This window comes from Streptomyces sp. NPDC035033, from assembly GCF_040636735.1.
Taxonomy (GTDB): Bacteria; Actinomycetota; Actinomycetes; order Streptomycetales; family Streptomycetaceae; genus Streptomyces.
On record NZ_JBEZUZ010000011.1, the window covers coordinates 66,798 to 81,761 of the forward strand.

Annotated in this window: 16 protein-coding genes; 3 read left to right on the forward strand and 13 right to left on the reverse strand. The window is 74.8% G+C overall.

Features of this window, described 5'->3' with window-relative positions; genetic code table 11:
• Window positions 1–19: 19 nt before the first annotated feature.
• The 4 genes from AB0E83_RS07410 to tsaB are packed head-to-tail and all read right to left on the reverse strand — an operon-like array spanning window position 20 to window position 2,554.
• Window positions 20–280, reverse strand: a complete 261-nt coding sequence (locus AB0E83_RS07410) for a hypothetical protein (RefSeq protein ID WP_362107327.1) — start codon at window positions 278–280, stop codon at window positions 20–22.
• A complete protein-coding gene (gene tsaD / locus AB0E83_RS07415) occupies window positions 277–1,380 on the reverse strand; it encodes a tRNA (adenosine(37)-N6)-threonylcarbamoyltransferase complex transferase subunit TsaD (protein WP_362107330.1) in 1,104 nt (367 codons plus the stop codon). The genes AB0E83_RS07410 and tsaD overlap by 4 nt, the downstream gene beginning before the upstream one ends.
• Window positions 1,380–1,841: a ribosomal protein S18-alanine N-acetyltransferase gene (gene rimI / locus AB0E83_RS07420; protein WP_362107424.1), complete on the reverse strand. Its 462-nt coding sequence runs from the start codon at window positions 1,839–1,841 to the stop codon at window positions 1,380–1,382. Before rimI ends, tsaD begins: the two co-directional genes overlap by 1 nt.
• A 53-nt stretch (window positions 1,842–1,894) precedes the next feature.
• Window positions 1,895–2,554, reverse strand: coding sequence for a tRNA (adenosine(37)-N6)-threonylcarbamoyltransferase complex dimerization subunit type 1 TsaB (tsaB, locus tag AB0E83_RS07425; protein WP_362107332.1), 660 nt, complete (start codon window positions 2,552–2,554; stop codon window positions 1,895–1,897).
• Between the two features lie 143 nt (window positions 2,555–2,697).
• Here tsaB and AB0E83_RS07430 point away from each other — a divergent pair, with 143 nt between their 5' ends.
• A complete protein-coding gene (locus AB0E83_RS07430) occupies window positions 2,698–3,240 on the forward strand; it encodes a hypothetical protein (protein WP_362107335.1) in 543 nt (180 codons plus the stop codon).
• Window positions 3,241–3,273: 33 nt separating this feature from the next.
• On the opposite strand, the gene AB0E83_RS07435 is transcribed toward AB0E83_RS07430, so the two are convergent.
• The 8 genes from AB0E83_RS07435 to glmS form a co-directional block, all read right to left on the reverse strand.
• Complete coding sequence (locus tag AB0E83_RS07435; RefSeq protein ID WP_362107338.1) at window positions 3,274–3,453, reverse strand: hypothetical protein; 180 nt, start codon at window positions 3,451–3,453, stop codon at window positions 3,274–3,276.
• 100 nt (window positions 3,454–3,553) lie between these two features.
• Window positions 3,554–4,081: a tRNA (adenosine(37)-N6)-threonylcarbamoyltransferase complex ATPase subunit type 1 TsaE gene (gene tsaE / locus AB0E83_RS07440; RefSeq protein WP_362107341.1), complete on the reverse strand. Its 528-nt coding sequence runs from the start codon at window positions 4,079–4,081 to the stop codon at window positions 3,554–3,556.
• 10 nt (window positions 4,082–4,091) lie between these two features.
• Window positions 4,092–5,174 carry an alpha/beta hydrolase gene (locus tag AB0E83_RS07445; RefSeq protein ID WP_362107344.1) on the reverse strand — a complete coding sequence of 361 codons (1,083 nt, stop codon included), beginning with the start codon at window positions 5,172–5,174 and terminating at the stop codon, window positions 4,092–4,094.
• A 6-nt stretch (window positions 5,175–5,180) separates the two neighbouring features.
• Entirely contained in the window at window positions 5,181–6,332 is a 1,152-nt protein-coding gene (gene alr / locus AB0E83_RS07450; RefSeq protein WP_362107347.1) for an alanine racemase, read from the reverse strand.
• Window positions 6,333–6,353: 21 nt separating this feature from the next.
• On the reverse strand, window positions 6,354–7,199 hold the full coding sequence (locus AB0E83_RS07455; RefSeq protein WP_362107350.1) for a L,D-transpeptidase family protein: 846 nt from the start codon (window positions 7,197–7,199) through the stop codon (window positions 6,354–6,356).
• A 90-nt stretch (window positions 7,200–7,289) separates the two neighbouring features.
• Window positions 7,290–8,741, reverse strand: a complete 1,452-nt coding sequence (locus AB0E83_RS07460; protein WP_362107353.1) for an NAD(P)H-hydrate dehydratase — start codon at window positions 8,739–8,741, stop codon at window positions 7,290–7,292.
• Between the two features lie 353 nt (window positions 8,742–9,094).
• The gene (locus AB0E83_RS07465) at window positions 9,095–9,463 is read right to left on the reverse strand and encodes a holo-ACP synthase (RefSeq protein ID WP_362107356.1); all 369 of its coding nucleotides are present in this window, start codon (window positions 9,461–9,463) and stop codon (window positions 9,095–9,097) included.
• A gap of 8 nt (window positions 9,464–9,471) precedes the next feature.
• Window positions 9,472–11,319: a glutamine--fructose-6-phosphate transaminase (isomerizing) gene (gene glmS, locus AB0E83_RS07470; RefSeq protein WP_362107359.1), complete on the reverse strand. Its 1,848-nt coding sequence runs from the start codon at window positions 11,317–11,319 to the stop codon at window positions 9,472–9,474.
• A 130-nt stretch (window positions 11,320–11,449) separates the two neighbouring features.
• On the opposite strand from glmS, the gene coaA reads away from it, so the two are divergent.
• Together coaA and AB0E83_RS07480 are read left to right on the forward strand one after the other, a co-directional pair.
• Entirely contained in the window at window positions 11,450–12,460 is a 1,011-nt protein-coding gene (gene coaA, locus AB0E83_RS07475; RefSeq protein ID WP_362107361.1) for a type I pantothenate kinase, read from the forward strand.
• An 18-nt stretch (window positions 12,461–12,478) separates the two neighbouring features.
• Window positions 12,479–13,429: a DUF389 domain-containing protein gene (locus tag AB0E83_RS07480; protein WP_362107364.1), complete on the forward strand. Its 951-nt coding sequence runs from the start codon at window positions 12,479–12,481 to the stop codon at window positions 13,427–13,429.
• A 66-nt stretch (window positions 13,430–13,495) separates the two neighbouring features.
• Here AB0E83_RS07480 and glmM read toward each other — a convergent pair whose 3' ends face one another.
• A complete protein-coding gene (glmM, locus tag AB0E83_RS07485; RefSeq protein WP_362107367.1) occupies window positions 13,496–14,854 on the reverse strand; it encodes a phosphoglucosamine mutase in 1,359 nt (452 codons plus the stop codon).
• Window positions 14,855–14,964: the final 110 nt, after the last annotated feature.

Genomic DNA, 14,964 nt, shown 5'->3' on the forward strand with positions numbered 1-14,964 from the left:
CTCTCTCCGAACTGTTCGCCTATTCGACCGATTCGAAGCGCCAGCGGTGGACCGGACGGGTGATCAGCTCCGCGTCCGGCTCCGGCAGCTCGGGCAGCTCGGCGTCGAGGCCCTCCGCCTCCCACCAGGTGAGGACGAGGACCCGGTCCTGCGGGGCCCGGAAGACCTCCCGGCGCACCGGCTCGCGGGCCAGGACCCGGGTCCGGGCCCGCGCCCACTCCAGGAGCTCGGCGCCCCGGCCCCGCACGGCCCGGGCCTCCCACATCAGCGTGACCCTCACGAGTACAGGTTCTCCTTGCTGACCTCGTGCACGTGGTCGTGGTCGTGGGCGTGCGCCCCGGGGACGTGCGGGTCCGTCACCGGCAGGGACGAGTCCGCCGACAGCTCCAGGTCGGAGGCGGCCCTGCCCCGGGCGACCATCTCGGCGCCGAGCGCGGCGACCATGGCGCCGTTGTCGGTGCACAGGCCCGGCCGGGGCACCCGGAGCCGGATCCCGGCCCGCTCGCAGCGCTCCTCGGCCAGCGCCCGCAGCCGCGAGTTCGCGGCGACGCCGCCGCCGATCATCAGGTGGTCGACGCCCTCGTCCTTGCAGGCCCGGACGGCCTTGCGGGTGAGGACGTCGACGACGGCCTCCTGGAAGGAGGCGGCCACGTCCCGCACCGGCACCTCCTCACCGGCCGCCCGCTTGGCCTCGATCCAGCGGGCCACGGCGGTCTTGAGGCCGGAGAAGGAGAAGTCGTACGCGGGGTCCTTGGCGCCCGACAGGCCGCGCGGGAACGCGATGGCGGCCGGGTCGCCCTCCTTGGCGAGCCGGTCGATGACCGGGCCGCCGGGGAAGCCCAGGTCGAGGACGCGGGCGATCTTGTCGAAGGCCTCGCCGGCCGCGTCGTCGATGGTGGCGCCCATCGGCCGCACGTCGGAGGTGATGTCGGAGGAGAGCAGCAGCGAGGAGTGCCCGCCGGAGACCAGCAGCGCCATCGTCGGCTCGGGCAGCCTGCCGTGCTCCAGCTGGTCGACGCAGATGTGCGAGGCCAGGTGGTTGACGCCGTAGAGCGGCTTGCCCAGCGCGTAGGCGTACGCCTTGGCGGCGGAGACGCCGACGAGCAGCGCGCCCGCGAGGCCGGGGCCCGCGGTGACCGCGATGCCGTCGAGGTCCTTCGGGGAGACGCCGGCGGTCTTCAGGGCCCGCTCGATCGTCGGGACCATCGCCTCCAGGTGGGCCCGGGAGGCGATCTCGGGCACGACGCCGCCGAAGCGGGCGTGGGTGTCGACGCTGGAGGCCACGGCGTCGGCGAGGAGGGTGGTGCCGTGGACGATGCCGACGCCGGTCTCGTCGCAGGAGGTCTCGATGCCGAGCACGAGGGGTTCGTCAGCAGCCATCAGATATCGGTCCCAGTTCCTTGAACAGTCAGTCGCATCACGAGCGCGTCCACGTTGCCCGGCTGGTAGTAGCCGCGCCGGAACCCGATGGGCTCGAAGCCGAAGCGCTCGTAGAGCTTCTGCGCCCGGGTGTTGTCCACGCGCACTTCGAGCAGGACCTCGTCGCACTCGAAGGCGGTGGCGTGCTGGAGCAGGTCGGTGAGGAGCCGGGCGCCGAGGCCGGTGCCCCACTGCTCGCGGGCGACGGCGATGGTCTGCACGTCGCCGAGGCCGCCGGCCGCCGCCAGGCCCGCGTACCCGGCCAGCTTCCCCTCCGGAGTCTCGGCGACCACGTACCGCCGGCTGGCCCGGGGCCCGCGCGCGTGCGCCAGCTCGGACCAGAACATCCCCTCGGACCAGGCGTCCTCGGGGAAGAGGTCCGCCTCCAGGGCCAGCACCTCCGGCAGGTCCCACCAGCGCATCTCGCGCAGGACGGCGCCGCCGGCCACCGCCTCCCCGGTCACCGCCGCGCCGGTCACGTGGGCGTGACCACCTTGTAGTTCTTCGGCACCTGCGCGTCGGGCCGCCGCAGGTACATCGGCAGCGGGTCGAGGAAGCCCTCCCCGCCGGCCCGCAGCCGCTCGGCCGCGAGGGCGGCGAGGGCGGCGGCGGACTGGTGCTCGGGGCCCCGGGCGTCCGGGAAGGCGTCCGGGTAGAGCAGGGCGCCCGCGCCGACCACCGGCAGTCCGGCGAGCCGCTCGGCGATGTCGGCGGGCCGGTCGACGGAGGCGTCGGTGACGCGGGTGCGGGCGTCGTCGTACCGCGCCCAGTAGACCTCCTTGCGGCGGGCGTCGGTCGCCACCGCGAAGGGCCCCTCGATGCCGGAGGCGTACGCGAGGCCGTCCAGGGTGCACAGGCCGTGCACGGGCACCCCGCCGAGGGCGGAGGCGAAGGTGGTGGCGGTGACGAGCCCGACCCTCAGGCCGGTGTACGGTCCCGGGCCGACCCCGACCACGATCCCGGTGACCGCGTCGAGCGCGGTCCCGGCCTCCTTCAGGACCCGGTCGACGGCGGGGAGCAGCAGTTCCCCGTGGCGGCGGGCGTCGACTCCGGTCGACTCGGCGACGACGTCCGTGCCGTCGTGGAGGGCGACGGTGACGGCGGGGGTGGCGGTATCCATGGCGAGCAACAGCACGCGAACAGCCTACGGCGCCACGGGCGGGCGATGCGGCGCGCGGCCCTCCGGGGGCCCGGCTGCTACCGTCGGGCCGTTGGTTCCCAGGCTCGGCACGCGCGGACGATGAGGTGGAGACGGTGGCAAGGAGCAGCTCGGGATTCGTGGCCGGGCTCACGGCGGCGGCCGTCGCCGCGGTCGCCTTCCTCGCCTACGAGGCGGCGGCGAGCGCGCCCGCGGACCTCGCGGAGCGGCCCGCGGCGGCCGGCACGGCCGCGCCGTCGGCGACGATGTCCCCCGGGGCGAAGAAGCCGGCGAAGGACCCGCTGGCGGTGCCCGCGGCCTCCGGGACGGGCGAGCGCGTGGTGTACGCCCTCCAGGACCGCCGGGTGTGGCTGGTCGACGGGAAGAACAGGGCGACCCGCACCTTCCGGGTGGCGCCGAGCTCGGTGAGCCCGGCGCCGGGGGCGTACGCGGTGACCTCCCGGTCGGGTTCGGTGACCGGTTCCGACGGGGTGCAGATCGAGCACGTGGTGCGCTTCGCGAGCGTGGACGGCGTGACGGTCGGCTTCAGCGCGGCGGTGGACGGTTCGATGCCGTCGCCGGACCCGGCGAAGAAGACCGGCGGCATCCGGATGAAGCGGGCGGACGGGGACGCGATGTGGACCTTCGCGTCGATCGGCGCGAAGGTGGTCGTCGTCCCCTGACGCCCGGCCCGGCCGGAGCCTCACCCGAACGGGTTACGCGGCCTCGTCCCGGAGCTCCGGTTCCCGGTGCTCCGGGTCCTTCCGCGCGGGCCCGGGCTCGGCCCGCGGCGGGGTGGAGACGGCGGTGGCCGCGGCGCAGGAGGCCAGCAGCTCGCTCATCGAGACGCCCTCCCCGTCGGCGCGGTCGTCGCGCTCCGGCATCTGCGTCGCCATGCATGCCTCCCGTAGGTTAGGTACACCTAACCAGATCGTGCTTCCATGTCACCACGGCGCGGAGCGGCGGCGCAACACTTTCCCGACATGCTGTCGGAACCTACGGCTGTTCCCGGCGGGCCGGCGGTCGGAGCAGTTCCAGGTCCTCCCCGGCCCAGCGCCCGCCGATCCCGCGCAGCACGACCGTGCGCCGGTCGTCGTCGGTGTCGCCGGTGACGCGGTGGATGAGGACGTGCAGCCGGTCGTCGGTCAGCTCCTCGACCTTGCCGTCGCCCCACTCCACGACCACCACGGACTCGGGCAGCGAGACGTCGAGGTCCAGGTCCTCCATCTCGTCGAGGCCGCCGCCGAGCCGGTAGGCGTCCACGTGCACCAGGGCCGGGCCGCCGGTCAGCGAGGGGTGGACGCGGGCGATGACGAAGGTCGGCGAGGTGACCGCGCCGCGCACCCCGAGGCCCTCGCCGAGGCCGCGGGTCAGCGTGGTCTTCCCGGCGCCCAGTTCGCCGGTGAGCATGACGAGGTCGCCGGGACGGAGGATCTTCGCGAGCCGGCGGCCGAGCTCCTGCATGCGCTCGGGGGAGTCGACGGAGAGGGTGGCGCCGGAGACGGGCGGGTGCGCTGCTTCCATACCCGCCAACCTATCCGTTGTCCGGCCCCTCCCCGGCCCTGGCCAGCAGGGCGGCGAGCGCCTCGGTGACGGCCTCGGGCCGCTCCAGCATCACCAGGTGGCCGGCGTCGGGCACGACGACCAGGTCGGCGCCGGGCAGTTCGGCGGCGATGGCCTCGGTGTGCGAGGCGGGGGTGACGAGGTCCCGGTCGCCGGCGAGGGCCAGCGCGGGCAGGTCCCGGAAGGCGGCGAGGGCGGCGAGCTTGTCGTGCGCGCCGAAGGCCGGGTAGAACGCGGCGACCACGTCGACCGGGACGGACTCGATCATCCGCTCGGCGAAGCGGACGACGGCCGGGTCCACGTCCTTCGAGGCGAAGGAGTACTTCTTCACGAGCCCGGCGAAGAGGTCGGCGGTGGCCCGGCGCCCCTTCTCGACCAGCTCGGCCTGGGAGCCGAGGGCCCGCAGCACCCCGGGCAGGACCCGGCGGACCGCGTTGACGCCGGCGAGCGGCAGCCCGTACGAGACCTCTTCGAGCCGCCCCGGGGAGGTGCCGACGAAGGCGACGCCCACGACCCGGTCCCGGACCAGCTCCGGGTACCGCTCGGCGAGCGCCATCACCGTCATGCCGCCCATCGAGTGCCCGACGAGGACGAGCGGCCCCTCGGGCGCGGCGGCGTCGATGACGGCCTTCAGGTCGCGGCCGAGCCGGTCGATGGTGACGGGCTCCTCGGGGCCGCGGGCCGAGCGGCCGTGGCCGCGCTGGTCCCAGTAGACGGCCCGGACCCGGCCGCGCAGGGCGGCCCGCTGGTAGTGCCAGGAGTCCTGGCTCAGGCAGAAGCCGTGCGAGAAGACCACGGTCAGGGGCCCGGCGGACGCCTCGTCGGTCTCGTAGGCGAGCGCGGTGCCGTCGTCGGCGAGCGCCCGGCCGGGGGCGCCGCGGAGGGCGCCGTAGGGGCCGGTGGCGTCCAGGGCGAGGCGCGCCTTCTGCCGGACGGAGCGGCCCACGGTCAGCCGCTCGATCGCCACGCCCGCCGCCGCGCCGGCGGCGAGCACGCCTATCGCGGCGCCGGCGAACCCCGCGCGCCGCCAGCCGCTCCCGGTCGCCTCCCCCACGCCGGGCTACTCCCCCACGTAGACGCGCGGCACGCGCGCGCCGATCCGGGTGACGATCTCGTACGCGATGGTGCCGGCGGCCGCCGCCCAGTCCTCGGCCGTCGGCTCGCCGTGGTCGCCGGAGCCGAACAGGACGGCCTCGGTGCCGGGTTCGGGCCGGTCGCCGCCGAGGTCCACCACGAACTGGTCCATGGCGACCCGTCCGGCGACCGTGCGGACCTTGCCGTCGACGAGGACCGGGCCGCGGCCGGAGGCGTGCCGGGGGACGCCGTCGGCGTAGCCCACCGGGATCAGGCCGAGGGTGGTCTCGCCGCCGGTGACGTAGTGGTGGCCGTAGGAGACGCCGTGGCCGGGCGGGACCTCCTTCACCAGGGCGACGCTCGCCTTCAGCGACATCACCGGGCGCAGGCCGAGCTCGGCGGAGGTGCCCAGCTCGGGCGCGGGCGAGACGCCGTACATCGCGATGCCGGGCCGGACCAGGTCGAAGTGGGTCTCGGGCAGGGTGAGGGTGGCGGGCGAGTTGGCGATGTGCCGGACCTCGGGCTCGATCCCGGCCTTCTCCGCGTAGTCGAGCATCGAGCGGAAGACGTCGAGCTGGGCGGTGATCGAGGGGTGGCCCGGCTCGTCCGCGCAGGCGAAGTGGGACCAGAGGCCGGTGACCTTGACCAGGCCCTCCTGCTCGGCCTTCAGCGCCTCGGCGACCAGCGCCGGCCAGTCGGCGGGCTGGCAGCCGTTGCGGCCGAGGCCGGTGTCGGCCTTGAGCTGGATCCTGGCCGTGCCGCCGGTGCGGCGGGCCGCGGCGGTGACCTCCTCCAGCGCCCACAGGCCGCTGACCGCCATGTCGAGCCCGGCCTCGATGCCCGCGTCCCACGGGTCGCCGGGGGTCCACAGCCAGCACAGGACGGGGACGCCGGTGATCCCGGCGGCGCGCAGCGCCAGCGCCTCCTGCGGGGTGGCCGTGCCGAGCCAGTCCGCGCCCGCGTCGAGGGCGGCGCGGGCACAGCGCTCCGCGCCGTGTCCGTACGCGTCGGCCTTGACCACGGCCATGATCCGGACGTGGGGGGCGACGCGGGAGCGCAGCGCGCGGACGTTGGCGCGCAGCGCTCCGAGGTCGATCTCGGCGCGGGCCCGTCGGGGCGGGAGTGCTGTCTCAGTCATCGCGCCCAGTCTCTCAGGTGGTCACAGCCCCGGCCGCTTGCCCCAGATGTAGACCCGGTCACCCTTGCGGAGGACGGACCAGAGCTTCTCGGCGTTCTTGTAGGTCAGGTTCACGCAGCCGCGGCTCCCGGTGGGGGTGGCGATGGCCCCGTAGACGCCGTGGAAGGCCTGCCCGCCGTCGAAGAACTGGGAGAACGGCATCGGCGTGTCGTAGATGGTCGACCAGTGGTCCTTGTGGCGCCAGTAGACGGTGTGCCAGCCGGTGCGGGTGCGGTAGCCGGCCCGGCCGCTGCGGATGTTGACCACGCCGTACGTGATCTTCTCGCCCTTCTGCACCCACATCAGCTCGCGGTTCAGGTCGACGCAGGCGACCGGGTGGGAGCGGACGGGGCACTTCTTGGCGGCGTTGGGGTTCTTCCGGGCGGCGAGCAGTTCGGCGCGGGCCCAGGTGACGGGGCCGGCGTAGCCGTTGGCGGGCTTGATCTTCTGCCGGGTCTGGAAGGCGCGGATCGCCCGGCAGTCGGCGGCGGACTGCTTCCCGTCGGCCTTGAGCCTCAGCAGCCGCTCGACCTGCCGCTGGTACATCCCGGTCTGGGCGGTGCAGGCGGCCTTGACGGCGTGGCGCGGCAGGTACTCGACGAGTTCGTCGGGCTCGGTCTCCGGTTCGGGGACGGGGATCTCGCCGTCGGGGGCGACCGGGGGCAGCACCTGGTCGGGCGTGTCCATGGGGTACTCGGGGCGTCCGGCGCCCGCGACGCCGGGGACGAGGGCGTCGGGCGCGGGCTCCTCCGCGTACGCGGGGGCGGCGCCCGCCGTGACGGCGGCGGCCAGCAACGACGACAGGATTCGGCTTCTCCATCTGCTCACCGGTCCATCCGAACCCGCCCCCGGCCGGCCCGGCACGCGCTGCCCCACGCGCGGAGCAACCGGGTTGCGCCGACCGTGGGCGCGGCGCGGTCAGGGCTCCCGCACGTCCCGCCAGGCGGCGCGCAGCGCGTCGGCCACCTCGGTCGCGGTGATCGGTCCGGCGCCGGCGGAGGCCCGGCGGGCGGCGAGGCCGTGCAGGTAGGCGGCGCAGGAGGCGGCGTCGAGGGGGCCGAGTCCGGCGGCGAGGAGCGAGCCGGCGAGGCCGGACAGGACGTCGCCGGAGCCGGCGGTGGCGAGCCAGGGGGTGCCGGTCGGGTTGACCCGGACCGGGCCGGTGCCGCCGGGGCCGCAGACCAGGGTGGTCGAGCCCTTGAGGAGGACGGCGGCGCCGTAGCGGGCGGCGAGTTCGCGGACGGCGGCGAGCCTGCGGGCCTCCACCTCCGCCCGGTCGGTGCCGAGCAGGGCCGCCGCCTCGCCGGCGTGCGGGGTGAGCAGGGTGGGCGCGGCGCGCTCCCGCACGGCCTCCGGGTCCAGGGCGCGCAGGCCGTCGGCGTCGACGAGGACGGGCACGTCGGAGGCGAGCACCTCGGCGACGGCGACCTCCGCGCCGGGCCCGTCGCCGAGGCCGGGTCCGACGGCCCAGGCCTGGACGCGGCCGGCCTTCTCCGGCGGGCCCGCGTGCACCAGCGTCTCCGGGTGGGCGGCGATCACCGCCTCGCGGGCGGGTCCCACGTACCGCACGGCCCCGGCCCCGCCGCGCAGCGCGCCCGCGACGGCGAGGACGGCGGCGCCCGGGTAGCGGGCGGAGCCGGCGACGATCCCGAGGACGCCCCGCCGGTACTTGTCGCTCTCGGCGGCGGGCTCCGGCAGCAGCCGGGCCACGTCCTCGTGCTGGAGCGCCTCCAGGTCGGGCACCGAGGGCAGGTACGGGCCGATGCCGATGTCCACGAGCCGCAGCGCGCCCGCGTACTCCCGACCCGGGTCGACGAGCAGCCCCGGCTTGTACGTGCCGAAGGTGACGGTCGCGTCGGCGCGCAGGGCCTCGCCCGCGACCTCGCCGGTGTCGGCGTCGACGCCGCTGGGCAGGTCGACGGCGACCACGACCGCGTCGGAGCCGCGCGCGGCGCGGGCGACGGGGACGGCCTCGGGGCGCAGTCCGCCGCGCCCGCCGATGCCGGTGACGCCGTCGAGGACGAGGTCGGCGGCGGCCAGCGCCTCGTACGGGTCCTCGGTGACGCGCCCGCCGGCCGCCCGGAGCGCGGCGAGGCCGGCCCCGTGGGCGCGGCCGCCGAGCAGCACGGCGGCGACCCCGGCGCCGCGCCGGGCCAGCCGGGCGCCGGCGTACAGGGCGTCGCCGCCGTTGTCGCCGCTGCCGACGAGGAGGACGACCCGGGAGCCGTACACGCGTCCCCTGCCGAGCAGCGAGCAGCAGGCGGCGGCGAGCCCGGCGGCGGCGCGGTGCATCAGCGCCCCCTCGGGCAGCCGGGCCATCAGCGCGGCCTCGGCGGCCCGGACGGTCTCCACGTGGTGAGCGGTGCGCATGGGCAGCAGTCTGCCGCAGGGGGCGGGCCCCCGCCCGGGAGAAGGCGAACGGGGCGGCCGGGGAGTGGCCGGAACGCGCGGCTTGACACCCTCTCACCGGTAAACTTAGGTTTGCCTTACCTAACCGACCCCGTCGTGGAGGGGCTGCTCCGCCCCGCGCACCCGCACCGCCCTCACCGGTGCCGGCGGCGCGCCGAGGAGGAGCCCCCGGGGGGCGGTCGAGGCTCCGCGCGCGGCACTCGCATCCATCGCCGGCCCTGGCGGTCGCGCGCGGCACGGTACGGGGCCCGGTGCCGCCTCCCCGCGGCCGGGCCCCGCTCCCGCGTCCGCACCCGCGCGCCCGCCCGGCGCGGTCACCCCTCGGCGATCACCACCGCCGAGGCCACCCCCGCGTCATGGCTCAGCGAGACGTGCCAGTGCCGCACGCCCAGCTCGGCCGCGCGGGCCGCCACCGTGCCCCGGACCCGGATCCGGGGCCGTCCGGTGGGCTCTGCGTACACCTCGGCGTCCGTCCAGTGCAGGTTCCCGGGCGCGCCGAGCGCCTTGGCCAGGGCCTCCTTGGCGGCGAACCGCACGGCGAGGGAGGCCGGGCCGCGGCGCTCGCCGCTCGGGAGGAACAGCTCCTCCTCCACGAAGAGGCGCTCCAGCAGCGCCGGCGTCCGCTCCAGCGACGCGGCGAAGCGGTCGATCTCCGCCACGTCGATCCCCACCCCGATGATCACTTCTTCCCTCACTCCACCGTCACGGACTTGGCCAGGTTGCGCGGCTGGTCCACCTCGTTGCCCCGGGCGGCGGCGAGCTCGCAGGCGAAGACCTGGAGCGGCACGGTCGAGACGAGCGGCTGGAGCAGCGTGGGCGTGGCGGGGATCCGGACGAGGTGGTCGGCGAAGGGCACGACGGCCTCGTCGCCCTCCTCAGCGATCACGATCGTGCGGGCGCCCCGGGCCCTGATCTCCTGGATGTTGGAGACGATCTTGTCATGGAGGACCGAGCGCCCCTTCGGCGAGGGAACCACCACGACGACCGGCAGGTCCTCCTCGATGAGGGCGATCGGCCCGTGCTTCAGCTCCCCGGCCGCGAAGCCCTCGGCGTGCATGTACGCCAGCTCCTTGAGCTTCAGCGCGCCCTCCAGGGCCACCGGGTGGCCGACGTGCCGGCCGAGGAAGAGGATCGTGTCCTTGTGGGCGAGGGAGCGGGCCAGCGCCCGCACCGGCTCCATGGTCTCCAGGACCCGCTCGACCTCCTCGCCGATCCTGGCCAGCTCGCGGACGACGGCCCGGACCTCGTCGCCCCACTTGGTGCCGCGCACCTGCCCCAGGTAGAGGGCGAGGAGGTAGCAGGCGACGAGCTGGGTGAGGAAGGCCTTCGTGGAGGCGACGGCCACCTCGGGCCCGGCGTGGGTGTACAGCACGGCGTCGGACTCGCGCGGGATCGTCGAGCCGTTGGTGTTGCAGATCGCGAGGACCTTGGCGCCCTGCTCGCGGGCGTGCCGCAGCGCCATCAGGGTGTCCATGGTCTCGCCGGACTGCGAGATCGCGACGACGAGGGTCCGCCGGTCGAGGATCGGGTCCCGGTACCGGAACTCGCTGGCCAGCTCGACCTCGCACGGGATCCGGGTCCAGTGCTCGATGGCGTACTTGGCGATCAGCCCGGCGTGGAAGGCGGTGCCGCAGGCGACGATGACGACCTTGTCGGCCTCGCGGAGCACCGCGTCGGGGATGCGCACCTCGTCGAGGGCGAGCCGGCCGCTCGCGTCGATCCGCCCGAGGAGGGTGTCGGCGACCGCCTTCGGCTGCTCGGCGATCTCCTTGAGCATGAAGTGGTCGTAGCCGCCCTTCTCGGCGGCGGAGGCGTCCCAGTCGACGTGGAAGGCGTGGACGTCGGCGGGCGCCCCGTCGAAGTCGGTGACGGTGACGCCGTCCCGGGTGAGCTCGACGACCTGGTCCTGGCCGAGCTCGATCGCCGACCGGGTGTGGGCGATGAAGGCGGAGACGTCGGAGGCGAGGAAGTTCTCCCCCTCGCCGACGCCGACGACCAGCGGCGAGTTGCGGCGGGCGCCGACGACGACGTCGGGCTGGTCGGCGTGGACGGCGACCAGGGTGAAGGCCCCGTCGAGCCGCCGGCAGACCAGCCGCATGGCCTCGGCGAGGTCGCCCACGGAGGAGAACTCCTCGGCGAGGAGGTGCGCGACGACCTCGGTGTCGGTCTCCGAGAGCAGGTCGTGGCCGCGCTCGGCGAGCTCCTCGCGCAGGGCGGCGAAGTTCTCGATGATCCCGTTGTGCACGACGGCGACGCGCCCGGCGTTGTCGAGGTGCGGGTGCGCGTTGGCGTCGGTGGGGCCGCCGTGGGTGGCCCACCGGGTGTGCCCGACGGCGACGGAGCCGCCGGGCAGCGGCCGCTCGGCGAGCTCCTTCTCCAGGTTGACGAGCTTGCCCGCCTTCTTCGCGGCGGCGAGCCCGCCGTCCGCGAGCACGGCGACCCCGGCCGAGTCGTACCCGCGGTACTCCAGCCGCTTCAGCCCCGCGACGACCACATCAAGCGCCGACTGCCCGCCGACGTATCCCACGATTCCGCACATGACGGCAGCCTACGGCCGGAGGGCGCCCCCGGCCCGGACCCCGCACGGAGTCGGGTCGGCCGGCGTCAACCGCGCGGCACGTGACCCACCCCACGGCCCACGGCGGACGGGAAGCCGGGACAATGGCGGGGTGATCACCTCGCCGCCACGAAGCGCCCACGGCAACGGAGCCGGGAACGGGGGGACCTCCCGCAGGTCCTCCGAGCCGACCCCGTACGTCGACCTCACCCGCGCCGAGTGGAGCGCCCTGCGCGACAAGACCCCGCTCCCCCTGACCGCCGAGGAGGTCGAGCGCCTCCAGGGTCTGGGAGACGTCATCGACCTCGACGAGGTCCGGGACGTCTACCTGCCGCTCTCCCGGCTGCTCAACCTGTACGTGCAGGCCACCAGCGGTCTGCGCGGCGCCCTCAACACCTTCCTCGGCGAGAGCGGCGAGCAGCGCGGCACGCCGTTCGTCATAGGGGTCGCGGGCTCCGTCGCCGTCGGCAAGTCGACGGTGGCCCGGCTCCTCCAGGCACTCCTCGCCCGCTGGCCCGAGCACCCGCGGGTGGAGCGGATCACCACGGACGGCTTCCTCTACCCGATGGCGGAGCTGAAGGCCCGCGGGCTGATGTCCCGGAAGGGCTTCCCCGAGTCGTACGACCGCCGGGCGCTGACCCGGTTCGTCGCCGACGTGAAGGCGGGCAAGGAGGAGGTCACCGCACCGGTCTACTCGCACCTCATCTACGACCGGGTGCCGGGCGAGCAGCTCGTCGTGCGCCGCCCCGACATCCTGATCGTCGAGGGGCTGAACGTGCTCCAGCCGGCGCTGCCCGGCAAGGACGGGCGGACCCGGGTCGGTCTGGCGGACTACTTCGACTTCTCGGTGTACGTGGACGCCCGGCCGGAGGACATCGAGGGCTGGTACCTGAACCGCTTCCGCAAGCTGCGGGAGACCGCCTTCCAGGACCCGTCCTCGTACTTCCGGCGCTGGACGCAGGTCTCCGAGGAGGAGGCCCTGGACTACGCCCGCACGATGTGGCGGACCGTCAACAAGGTCAACCTCCTGGAGAACGTGGCGCCGACGCGCGGCCGGGCGACGCTCGTGGTCCGCAAGGGCCCGGACCACAAGGTGCAGCGCCTGAGCCTGCGCAAGCTCTGACCTCCGTAAGCTCGGGGGATGTTGCATCTGCGGATGATCGTGCCCCCGGACCGCACGGAGGCGGTGACCGAGCTGATCGGCGCCACGGTCGGCACCACCCACCTGGTGGTGCTCGCCGGGGCGGCCCGGGACCCGGCCGGGGACCTCGTGCTGTGCGACGTGGCCCGCGAGGCGGGCGACGAACTGCTGCACGGACTGCGGGAGCTGAGGATCGATCAGGACGGTTCGATCGCCGTCGAGAACATCGACCTGTCGATGTCGGAGCGGGCGGACGCGGCCGAGGAGGAGGCCCCCGGCGAGGGCGCGGACGCGGTGATCTGGGAGCAGCTGGCGGAGTCGACCCACGAGGAGTCGACGCTCTCCCTCACGTACCTCTCCTTCATGCTGCTGGCGACGATGATCGCGGCCTGCGGTGTGGTCCTGGACAACGCGATCCTGATCGTCGGCGCGATGGCCGTCGGCCCGGAGTTCGGGCCGGTCGCCGGGGTGTGCACGGCGATCGTGAAGCGGGCGCCGCGGCTGGCGGTCCGCTGCCTGGTGGCGCTGCTCGTCGGCTTCCTGGCGGCGATCGCGGTGACGGCGCTGTTCAGCCTGGTGATGGACGCGCTGGGGCTGTTCAGCAGGGCGCAGCTGGACGCGGAGCGGCCGCAGACGTCGTTCATCTGGCAGCCGGACCCGTTCTCCTTCGTGGTGGCGCTGCTCGCGGGCGCGGCCGGCACCCTGTCGCTGACCTCGTCGAAGGCGGGCGCCCTGGTGGGCGTGGCGATCTCGGTGACGACGGTCCCGGCGGCGGCGAACGCGGCGGTGGCGCTGAGCTACGGCGAGGTCGGCCAGACCTGGGGCTCGGTCGAGCAGCTGCTGCTGAACCTGCTGGGCATCATGCTGGCGGGCACGGCGACGCTGCTGGCGCAGAAGTGGCTGTGGGACACCCAGCGGGGCAAGCTGAGGCGCCGGCTGCGCAGGAGCTGAGCGGGGTACGGGCCGGGCCCCGCCGCACCGGAGTGCGCGGGGCCCGGCCCGTACCGCTCAGGGGGTTCAGCCCAGCGCGGACTTCACGGCGTCGGCGAGGCGCTGCGCGACCGAGCGGGCCTGCTCGATGTCGGCGGCCTCGACCATGACGCGGACCAGCGGCTCGGTGCCGGAGGGGCGGAGCAGCACGCGGCCGGTGGTGCCCAGCTCGCGCTCGGCGTCGGCGACGGCGGCGGCCAGCTCGCCGGAGGTGGTGACGCGGGACTTGTCGACGTCCTTCACGTTGATGAGGATCTGCGGCAGCCGCTCCATCACGGAGGCCAGCTCCGCGAGGGACTTGCCGGTGGCGGCGACCCGGGCGGCCAGCATGAGGCCGGTGAGGGTGCCGTCGCCGGTGGTGGCGTGGTCGAGCACGATGACGTGCCCGGACTGCTCGCCGCCGAGGGCGTAGCCGTGCTCCTTCATGGACTCCAGGACGTAGCGGTCGCCGACCGCGGTCTGGACGAGGGTGAGGCCCTCGCGCTCCATGGCGAGCTTGAAGCCCAGGTTGGACATGACGGTGGCGACGACGGTGTCGCCGCGCAGGGTGCCGGCCTCGCGCATGGCGAGGGAGAGCACGGCGAGGATCTGGTCGCCGTCCACCTCCTCGCCGGTGTGGTCGACGGCGAGGCAGCGGTCGGCGTCGCCGTCGTGCGCGATGCCGAAGTCGGCGCCGTGCTCGACGACGGCGGCCTTCAGCAGCTCCAGGTGGGTGGAGCCGCAGCCGTCGTTGATGTTGAGGCCGTCGGGGGCGGCACCGATGGTGACGACCTGGGCGCCGGCGCGGGTGAAGGCCTCGGGCGAGACGCGGGCGGCGGCGCCGTGGGCCTCGTCGAGGACGATCTTCAGGCCGTCGAGGCGGTTGGGCAGCACGTCGAGGAGGTGGGAGACGTAGGTCTCGAAGCCCTCGTCGTAGTCGCGGACGCGGCCGACGCCGGCACCGGTCGGGCGGTCCCAGGGGGCGCCGGTGCGGTGCTCCTCGTACACGGCCTCGATCTTGTCCTCCAGCTCGTCGGCGAGCTTGTGGCCGCCGCGGGCGAAGAACTTGATGCCGTTGTCGGGCATGGCGTTGTGGCTCGCGGAGAGCATCACACCGAGGTCGGCGCCGAGGACGCCGGTGAGGTGGGCGACGGCCGGGGTCGGCAGGACGCCGACGCGCAGGACGTCGACGCCGGCGCTGGCGAGACCGGCGACGACGGCCGCCTCCAGGAACTCTCCGGACGCCCGCGGGTCACGCCCGACCACGGCGGTCGGCCGATGGCCCTCGAAGGTACCCGCCTCGGCGAGCACGTGCGCCGCCGCGACCGACAGGCCGAGCGCCAGCTCCGCCGTCAGGTCCGCGTTGGCGACGCCGCGTACGCCGTCGGTGCCGAAGAGTCGTCCCACAGCTGTCCTCCGAAAATGCGTGCCCAAGGATGAAAAGGCCCGGGGGGGAAGGGTCCGGGTGAAAAGGGTTGAGAAAAAACGTACGCCCCGACGGCACGCGCAGTGCGCCG